We start from the raw sequence: 7,767 nt of genomic DNA on the forward strand, positions 1-7,767 counted from the left end.
ATGTCCAGAGAATCAAATTTAAACTTGCAAGAATTAAATGCGAATCAAAATATAATTACCCGTAATTATTGGAAAAATCGTTTGGGGCAACTCGAATACCATTCATACATTACCCCTGACCTTTCCGCGCATTCAGCAACTGAAGACCCCTATGTTACGTACACATGTGAAATCCCAAAAAAAATCTTGGAAACCCTGGATGATATAGCCAGATCGGTAAAGGCCAAGCAGATGATAGTACTCGGAAGCTTTGGGATTTTTCTACAGAAATATTCCTCCCAGGATGAAATTCATGTCTTTTATCAACTACAACATAGTGAGAACAAAGGTGTACTTCCCTTTAAATTTCCTGCAATTTCCAAAAATACATTTCCCCAGTATATGGAAAGTGTGAGCAGGCTTTTCATGGAAGATATGGAATATAGTGATTTCCCATTGACAAAAATCTTAGGGCAATCCCTGAAAAATATTCAAGAACTTCCACAGCTTGGGATTTCCTTTAATGGACATGAGGGGTTATCCGACATGAAAACACTAAATCCAGAAGTTATCCTGTCTTTTGATTTGGATCATATGGATAAGATTCATTTTTTATATAGATCCAACGGGTATACCGAGGCTAAAATTGTTAAGACAATAGCATCTTTTTTTACGATACTGGAAAAACTCTTTCAATACAGGGAAACAGAAATACGTCATTTGGAATTGATTTCAGAGGTTGAGAAAAAACGTATAATGGGAACGTTCAACAATACCAAAAGAACCTTTCCGCATACAAAAACCCTTATTCATTTATTCCAAGAACAAGTTGAACGTACTCCGGATAAGATAGCGATCCAATATAAGGGGGAAGTGATGTCCTATACAGAATTGGATGAAAAATCCAACCAGATCGCCAATTACCTGGTTTCAAATAAAATAATGCCCTCTTCCGTAATTGGTGTTCAAATGGATCGCTCGGCTTCCCTTATTCCAGTGATTTACGGTATTCTAAAGGCAGGCTGCGTTTATTTGCCTTTATCCAAGAATCACCCCCGAGAACGATTGGAATATACCCTAAAAGATAGCAAAGCCCATCTTATAATTACAGACGTTGTAAGAGAGGACAGTTTTATTAAAGGTTTCAAGTATTGTCATTTTGAAGAAATCAATGAAGATGACAATTCCAATATCTGCTTGGCAACTCCTACCGCTCTAGCCTATATTATTTATACTTCTGGCTCTACAGGAAAACCAAAAGGAACCCTTATCCGCCATCGTTCGGTAGTAAATAGAATTTATTGGATGCAAAAGGAGTACCAGTTAACCCCTCAAGATAGTATTTTGCAAAAAACACCTTTAGTGTTCGATGTTTCAATATGGGAGCTTTTCTGGTGGTCTATAGTAGGTGCCAAGTTAATTTTAGCGGCACCGAACGATGAAAAAAACCCCAAAGCACTATGCGATATTATTGATAACGAAGGCGTTAGTGTACTACATTTTGTGCCATCGATGTTAAATGTACTTATAGATTATCTTGTACAAAGCGCTCAAAAAAACAGACTACGATCAGTGAGGCACCTATTTGCAAGTGGGGAAGAATTAAAGGTAGAGGATGCAAGAAAGTTTATGGAGTACTGCCCCAAGGGACGGCTACACAATTTATATGGCCCAACGGAAGCTACTGTGGATGTTTCCTATCATGAAGTATTGAGAACAGAAAAATATAAAAAAATTCCCATTGGAAAACCTATATATAATACGCAATTGTATATAGTAAACCCCAAATTACAACTTCAACCAATTGGTTTACCTGGGGAACTACTCATTGGCGGAGAAAACCTTGCCTTGGGATATTTGAATCAACAAAAACTTACAACAGAAAAATTCATTGCCAATCCATGGGATCCAAAATCAAAACTATATAGAACGGGGGATATTGCAGCTTGGCTGCCCAATGGGGAAATAGAATTTTTAGGAAGAAAGGACGATCAAGTAAAAATTAGGGGGAATAGGGTAGAATTACGAGAGATCGAACACGCGATCAATGGTTTTCAGGGCATTAAAAATGCCATTGTATTACCGAAAGAAGTAAATGGACAATTGCAATTGGTTGGTTTTCTTATCAAAGAAAATGATTTTTTTGAGGATGAATTAAAATCGTTCCTGACGGCTAAGATTCCAGATTACATGTTGCCTTCCTATTTTATTGAAATAGAGAAACCACCTTTCACGGTCAATGGAAAACTCGATAAGAAAAAACTTTTGTCATTGGAACCAACCAATACTTCCAAATATGTTGAGCCCAAGACTCCAGCAGAAATTGAGATGGCCCATCACTGGATGAAGATTTTGGATAAGAAAAAAATTGGAGTAGAGGATAATTTTTTTGCAATAGGAGGAGATTCTATTCTGGCAGTTCGGCTTTTAGGGCGTATACATAATGAAATGCAATTGGATTTTTCGGTAATCGATTTGTACGAAAACAACACCATCACACAGTTGATTGCATTTATTGAGCGCACAGAGCGTGTTGAAAAAGATAGCAAATTCACGGAAGTTGAACGGGAATTGGCCCTATTTCAAGAGAATTACTTGAAACAATATCCAGACGATACTATAGAAGCAGTTTATCCCATGTGCGATATAGAGAAAGGAATGTGTTTCTTGCATAATTCCAGGCCAGAGGACACACTTTATTTTGAACAAATCATGATTCCTATTACCTACAAGGAAATGCATGTAAATGTTTTACAAAGTGCTTTGGATCTGTTGGTGAAAAAGCATGAGGTTTTTCGGATTGGGTTTAATTTGAACGAGTTTGCCCATGTCGTATACCGTGAAATACCCACTAAGATTACCTTCAATGACCTAACTGGAATTCCAACCGCCGAACAAAAAGTTATTATTCAAGAAAACCTAGAGAAGAATAGAAAGGCACATTTTGATCTGAGTGCTAAGCCTATTTGGAGAATCATCTTATATCGATTAAAGGAAGGACATCATGAAATTGTTTTTGAATACCATCATGCCTTGTTGGATGGATGGAGTATTGCTTCCTTCATCACAGAACTGAACAATACGTACATAAACCTTCTTAAAGATCCCGCATTTAAACCCAAATTGCTAAAATCCAGTTATAAAGATTATATCAAAGAAGAACTTTTTCATAAAAAAGATGAAGCTACCAGAGCGTTTTGGAAAAAAGAATTGCAAGGATTCAAAAAATTAAAGTTGAATACAAAAAGAATCAAGGAAAAAAGGTTCGAATCCGTGCGTGAGGTATATCCTGCACAATTACTAAAAAATCTTAAAACTATTGAAAAGGAACGGCATGTAACCGTTAAAACTTTAATTCTTTCTGCGTATATCAATACAATGAGAATACTCTCGGGGCAAAGAGATATCCTCATTGGAGTGGTGACTTTTTCAAGGCCTTTAAAACAAGATGGTGATAAAATGCTAGGTTGTTTTTTGAATACCATTCCCTTTAGAATCCAACTTCCAGAGGTGTTGACTTGGAATGAATTGATTGCACTCGTTGACAAGAAGTTTCTTGAAATTAAAAAATATGACCACTTGTCCCTTTTTGAAATCAATCAAGCTATTGGTGCGGTGACCCATGAAGGAAATCCCCTATTTGATACCGCTTTTAATGTAATCAATTGGCATATAATGAAAGAAATGGAGACCGAAGAAACGATCAAGGAAGAATTGGATAGATTGGACTTTGACGTCTTTTTACGAGGGAACACTTTTTTTGATGCCAACTTCAATATTAATGAAGAAAGAATATTGTGTATGCATGAGTACTCCTCCCCTTTTATGACAAAGGAGTCATACGAAGTATTCAATGCCATCTTTTTATCTTCCTTGGGCGAGATCATAGCGAATTCCGAAAGTAGTATCAAAACGGATCAAACATTTTGGGAGGGAGAGAAAACAGAAGTGTTTAACCAATTGAGAACAGATAATAAGGTTGCAAAGGCCTATAGACAGGCACCCGTAGCATTATCTGCAAGACAACAGGAGATTTGGAAAATGACTTCTGCCGAAAAGACAAAGGGAGAGCATATTTCAATGACTTTTGATATCACGGGAGAATTCAAATTGGATATTTTCAAAGAAAGCTTACAGGAAACCTATGCCATGCACTCCGTTTTAAGAACCGTTCTAGTCAAAGAAGGGAAAGTCATGTCTCAGCGTATTTTGGGTATGAAAGACTTTGTTTTGGATTTCGAGCAAGTGCAAAAATTTGATGAAAAGGCACTGGCCCAAATCAGTAATGAGGTGTTTGATATGGATAAAAACCTCACAAGGATACGCATTGTAGAACAATCTAAGAACAAACATAAATTATATGTAATTGCCCATAGATTGTTGTTGGATTATCCGTCAATGGTTCAAATCATACAGACCGTATTATTCAAGTATCAACAACTTTTAGATGAAAATGTAGGTATGGATATCAAAAAAGAAACAGTGTCTTTTCAGGACTATGCCAATTGGGAATCAGAATCGCTAAACAGGCTGGCCCCAATTTTACTCAACTATTGGAAAAGAAATCTGGAAGGTTTGAAGGCATTGGAAATGCCCACTGATCATACTAAAGATAGAGCATTGGCCTACAAGGAGGGCATTGTCACATCGAGATTGTCGCCTAATCTAATACATCGTATTAGGAACTTTAGCGGAAGGGATAATGCAAAGACGGAATTGGTATTGCTTGCCGCGTTCAAAGTTTTACTCTATAAGTATGTAGGGCATAGTGAAGTAGTTCTTGGTTGTAATACGAATACTAGAATTATTGATGAGATGCAGAATAGTATAGGTCCATGGGAAAATATCATGACACTGAGAAGTACTATTGACCCAGAGATGACGTTCAATGAGTATTTTGTTGAACTCGAACGTATACGGGGGAAAAGTCTTGATCATAGAATGATGCCAATAAATGCATTGGTGGAAGAATATACTATAGAAGAAGAAATCCCTCAAAAAGAATTATTTAACCTTCTCTTTCAATACGAAAATAAAACTGTTGAAACGCTAAAGTCAAGTCAACTAGAAATCATTCTTTCAGATTTCAATCTAAGATATGGGGATTATGATATTCAAATAGTTTTTTGTGAAAATTCAGAAGACTTGGACGTTAAGGTGTGGTTCAATGAAACCTATTTCGAAAGCGAAACCATAGAAGCTTTGTTAAGACATTACAATATCTTGATTCAGAATCTAATCAATGACCCTAATGTTTCCTTATCTGAAATAGATATGGTAAGTAAAAGTGAGGAACAAGAATTATTGCGGCATCTTGATTTTTCGAAAGTTAATTACCCAAGGGAAAAAACGGTGGTATCCCTTTTTCAGGAGCAGGTTGTTAAAAATCCGAATAAAGAAGCGGTCAAATGCGGTGATGAAGTGCTTACTTATGGGGAATTGGACAAGAGATCAAATCAAGTGGCCAGATTACTTTTTGAACAAGGTGTTCGTAAGGAAAGTCTAGTTATGTTGCTTTTGGATCGCTCTATTGAAACCATAATCGGGATAATGGGAATTTTAAAAGCGGGAGGAGCATACTTGCCCGTAGATGTGGAGTATCCTGAAGAAAGGATACAATACATGATTAAAGATAGTCAGAGTAAATTTATGTTGTCTAGTAAAGATATTTCATGCTCTAATTACGCTATTGCGATCCTTCACATCGAAGCTGCATTGGAAGAATCCTCTGCAGCCTTTACGCCTAATGAAAAAATTAGCCCCTCCAATCTTTGTTATGTTTTATATACATCAGGAACTACAGGAAACCCTAAAGGGGCAATGATAGAGCATAGGAACGTTGTTCGATTGTTCTTTAATGATGAATTTCAATTTGATTTAGATGAAAGGGATGTATGGACAATGTTCCATAGTCCATGTTTTGATTTTAGTGTCTGGGAAATGTATGGCGCCCTATTGAATGGAGGGAAATTGATTGTAATTCCTAAATCTTTGGCCATGGATACCAGGGCATATATAGATGTACTGATCCGCGAGAAAGTTACAATATTGAATCAAACGCCAAGTGCTCTTCAAAATCTTGTACAGCTTGAAAATGAATCGGAGAACTGCGAATTGAGATTGAAATATGTCTTTGTTGGTGGAGAAGCAGTACAACCGATCCTGTTTAAGGATTGGAAATTGAGGTATCCTAATGTTAAGTTAGTAATCCTGTATGGTATTACGGAAACAACTGTCATTGTAAGTGGCAAAGAACTCGGGAACTATGAAATTGAGAATGACATCAGTAATATCGGAAAGACACTCCCAACGATTTCTGGAATTGTCTTGGACAAGAACAAAAAACTGGTGCCAAATGGAGTTATCGGAGAGTTGTATGTTGGGGGGAGTGGAATAGGAAGAGGGTATCTTGGTAAAAAAGAGCTGACGAAGGAAAGGTTTATAGAGCATCCGTATGATTCCAATGAAATACTGTACAAAACGGGTGATTTGGTTCGCGTAAGGAACTCGGGAGATATGGAGTATAAAGGACGAATCGATCATCAAGTCCAGTTGAGAGGCTTTCGTATTGAATTGGGTGAAATTGAAAATGTATTGCTGAATTATGACAAGGTTCATCAAGCAGTAGTATTTCCAGAAAAGAGATCCAGTGGAATGTATCTGCTATGCTACTATACCGCTGAAAAAGCAATAGAAATAGAAGAGCTCCAAGCGCATTTAGCGCAACATCTTCCAGATTATATGATTCCAGGGCATTTCTGTTATTTGAATAGTTTTCCATTGACGACCAGTGGAAAAATTAATAAAGAAAAACTCCCCAAAATCAAGTTTGAAGAAAATCAAGAATTAGTTCCACCCGAAAGTGAACTTGAAAAAAAATTGGCACTGCTATGGTCCAATGTACTTGAAATGGATATAGCACATATTGGAATAACACAAAGTTTCTTTGAAATAGGAGGACATTCCTTAAGTGCAATGAATCTGATAGGTAAAATTCAAAAGATTTTTGGAATAAAGTTATCTCTTCAGGATTTTTTTAGTAGGCCTACAATAAAATTTATTGTATCGCAAATTGAACTTGGTTCTTGGTTAAGGAACAAGGAAAAAAAGGAAACTTCTTCTAAAAGAACAATAAAAATATAGTATGGAAGAGCTCGTATATAAATTAAGAAAGCATAATGTGGATATTACGCTTGTCGAAGACCAATTGGAATTACATATCCCCAATGATTTTGATGCTGAAGATATTCTGGAAGAAGTCAAGAAGAATAAGGAAGCCCTTCTTTTATTTTTAAGGAAACAAGAGGTGAAAACGGGCCTTCCCCGGATATCGCGGGCACCGGATCGGGATCTCCATCCGCTCTCCTCGGCCCAGAAGCGGTTGTACTTCCTCCACGAGCTGGACCCTATGTCGCTGGGCTACAACATGCCGCACTGCTATGATCTGCGGGGCGATCTTGACGCGGGGCTTTTGGAGTCTTCGCTGTCGCTTCTGGCGTCCCGCCACGAGAGCCTTCGCACGCGTATCGTCGATCGGGGCGGGGAGGCGTTCCAGGAGGTGCTCCCGGAGGCGGACTTCTCTTTGGAGCGCTTCGATGCGGCCACCGCTGATGATGTGGAGGGGATCGTTGGGGGCTTCGTACGTCCCTTCGACCTTGGCTCGGCGCCGCTCTTCCGCGCGGGACTGGTCCGTGTCTCGCAGGGGCACCACGTGCTGATGTTCGACATCCACCATATCGTTACGGACGGGATCTCGCAGGGGATCCTTGTGGGGGACTTCCTGAAGCT

The 7,767-nt window shown here is 38.3% G+C and carries 2 protein-coding genes; both read left to right on the forward strand.

Going from position 1 to position 7,767, the window contains the following annotated elements; all coding sequences use genetic code 11:
• Complete coding sequence (locus ACEXOE_RS23520) at window positions 1–7,122, forward strand: amino acid adenylation domain-containing protein (protein ID WP_394751328.1); 7,122 nt, start codon at window positions 1–3, stop codon at window positions 7,120–7,122.
• 1 nt (window position 7,123) lies between these two features.
• The coding region (locus ACEXOE_RS23525; RefSeq protein ID WP_394751329.1) for a condensation domain-containing protein at window positions 7,124–7,767 on the forward strand (644 nt) is incomplete at its 3' end.

This window comes from Spongiimicrobium salis, assembly GCF_043678055.1.
GTDB lineage: Bacteria > Bacteroidota > Bacteroidia > Flavobacteriales > Flavobacteriaceae > Spongiimicrobium > Spongiimicrobium salis.